Genomic DNA, 3,168 nt, shown 5'->3' with positions numbered 1-3,168 from the left:
TCTGTGTGGTGTAAGTTGTTGGCCTATTAGTACCGGTCAGCTTCACGAGTCGTTAGTCCTCGCTTCCACATCCGGCCTATCAACCCAGTGGTCTGGCTGGGGGCCTCTCACACAAATTGTGTATGGAAATCTCATCTTGAAGCGAGCTTCCCGCTTAGATGCTTTCAGCGGTTATCCCATCCGAACGTAGCTAATCAGCGGTGCACTTGGCAGTACAACTGACACACCAGAGGTTCGTCCGTCCCGGTCCTCTCGTACTAAGGACAGCCCTTCTCAAATTTCCTGCGCGCGCAGCGGATAGGGACCGAACTGTCTCACGACGTTCTAAACCCAGCTCGCGTACCGCTTTAATGGGCGAACAGCCCAACCCTTGGGACCTACTCCAGCCCCAGGATGCGACGAGCCGACATCGAGGTGCCAAACCATGCCGTCGATATGGACTCTTGGGCAAGATCAGCCTGTTATCCCCGAGGTACCTTTTATCCGTTGAGCGACGGCCATTCCACAATGTACCGCCGGATCACTAGTCCCGACTTTCGTCCCTGCTCGAGATGTCTCTCTCACAGTCAAGCTCCCTTGTGCACTTACACTCGACACCTGATTGCCAACCAGGCTGAGGGAACCTTTGGGCGCCTCCGTTACTTTTTAGGAGGCAACCGCCCCAGTTAAACTACCCATCAGGCACTGTCCCTGACCCGGATTACGGGCCGAAGTTAGATGTCCAAAGTGACCAGAGTGGTATTTCAACGATGACTCCACCCGAACTGGCGTCCGGGCTTCAACGTCTCCCACCTATCCTACACAAGCCACTCCGAACACCAATACCAAACTATAGTAAAGGTCTCGGGGTCTTTCCGTCCTGCTGCGCGTAACGAGCATCTTTACTCGTACTGCAATTTCGCCGAGTTTATGGTTGAGACAGCGGGGAAGTCGTTACTCCATTCGTGCAGGTCGGAACTTACCCGACAAGGAATTTCGCTACCTTAGGATGGTTATAGTTACCACCGCCGTTTACTGGGGCTTAAATTCTCAGCTTCGCCGCGAACGGCTAACCGGTCCTCTTAACCTTCCAGCACCGGGCAGGAGTCAGTCCGTATACATCGTCTTGCGACTTCGCACGGACCTGTGTTTTTAGTAAACAGTCGCTTCCCCCTGGTCTCTGCGGCCCACACCCGCTCACGGAGAGCACGTCTCCATCACGGGGCAGGCCCCCCTTCTCCCGAAGTTACGGGGGCATTTTGCCGAGTTCCTTAACCATAATTCTCTCGATCGCCTTAGTATTCTCTACCTGATCACCTGTGTCGGTTTGGGGTACGGGCGGCTAAAACCTCGCGTCGATGCTTTTCTCGGCAGCATAGGATCACCGAATCCCCCCATACGGGGGTCCCATCAGATCTCAGGCATTATGAGCGGCGGATTTGCCTACCACTCGCCCTACATCCTTAGACCGGGACAACCATCGCCCGGCTCGGCTACCTTCCTGCGTCACACCTGTTAATACGCTTGCCTCCCAGGATCAGGTCCTGCGCTCCACCAAAACCCTTCCGTCCAAAGGACGGTCGGGCAGGTCTCGGGCAGTTAGTATCCCCTGTTCAACATGGGCGGTTTTTCGCCGGTACGGGAATATCAACCCGTTGTCCATCGACTACGCCTGTCGGCCTCGCCTTAGGTCCCGACTTACCCAGGGCAGATTAGCTTGACCCTGGAACCCTTGATCATTCGGCGGACGGGTTTCTCACCCGTCTTTCGCTACTCATGCCTGCATTCTCACTCGTGTAGGCTCCACCGCTGGTTTACACCGCGACTTCACCGCCCACACGACGCTCCCCTACCCATCCACACTCCTGAACCATGACGGCTTAGAACATGTGTGAATGCCACAACTTCGGCGGTGTACTTGAGCCCCGCTACATTGTCGGCGCGGAATCACTTGACCAGTGAGCTATTACGCACTCTTTTAAGGGTGGCTGCTTCTAAGCCAACCTCCTGGTTGTCTGGGCAACTCCACATCCTTTCCCACTTAGCACACGCTTAGGGGCCTTAGTTGGTGGTCTGGGCTGTTTCCCTCTCGACTATGAAGCTTATCCCCCACAGTCTCACTGCTACGCTCTCACTTACCGGCATTCGGAGTTTGGCTGACGTCAGTAACCTTGTAGGGCCCATTAGCCATCCAGTAGCTCTACCTCCGGAAAGAAACACGCAACGCTGCACCTAAATGCATTTCGGGGAGAACCAGCTATCACGAAGTTTGATTGGCCTTTCACCCCTACCCACAGCTCATCCCCTCCATTTTCAACTGAAGTGGGTTCGGTCCTCCACGACGTCTTACCGTCGCTTCAACCTGGCCATGGGTAGATCACTTCGCTTCGGGTCTAGATCACGCCACTCACACGCCCTATTCAGACTCGCTTTCGCTACGGCTGCCCCACACGGGTTAACCTCGCGACGTAACACTAACTCGCAGGCTCATTCTTCAAAAGGCACGCCGTCACAACTACAAGGCTGCTCCGACGGATTGTAAGCACACGGTTTCAGGTACTATTTCACTCCCCTCCCGGGGTACTTTTCACCTTTCCCTCACGGTACTGGTCCGCTATCGGTCATTAGGGAGTATTTAGGCTTATCAGGTGGTCCTGACAGATTCGCACGGGATTTCTCGGGCCCCGTACTACTTGGGATACTCTCACAAGGCCGTGCAACGCATTACGGTTACGGGACTAACACCCTCTCTGGCCGGCCTTTCAAAACCGTTCACCTATACGCACACATCACCCCACTGCCCCGGCAGAGACAGTACGGAAAGTCCCACAACCCCGACCATGCAACGCCCGCCGGCTATCACACATGGAACGGTTTAGCCTGATCCGCGTTCGCTCGCCACTACTAACGGAATCACTATTGTTTTCTCTTCCTGCGGGTACTGAGATGTTTCACTTCCCCGCGTTCCCCCCACGCACCCTATGTGTTCAGGTACGGGTCACCAAGTCACTCGCGCGCTCGGCGGGGTTTCCCCATTCGGACACCCTGGGATCACAGTCCGGTTATCGACTCCCCCAGGCTTATCGCAGATTCCTACGTCCTTCTTCGGCTCCTAATGCCAAGGCATCCACCGTGTGCTCTTAAAAACTTGACCACAAAGATCAAAAACATTTTCTCGAGAGAACCACA

General features: G+C 55.1%; 1 rRNA gene. It reads right to left on the bottom strand.

The window, feature by feature from the left end:
- Positions 1–5: 5 nt before the first annotated feature.
- Positions 6–3,133, bottom strand: a 23S ribosomal RNA gene (locus tag ACYQ1Z_RS19780).
- Between the last annotated feature and the right edge of the window lie 35 nt (positions 3,134–3,168).

It is taken from the genome of Arthrobacter sp. AD-310, assembly GCF_054656615.1.
This window is presented reverse-complemented; position numbering and strand designations above follow the sequence as displayed.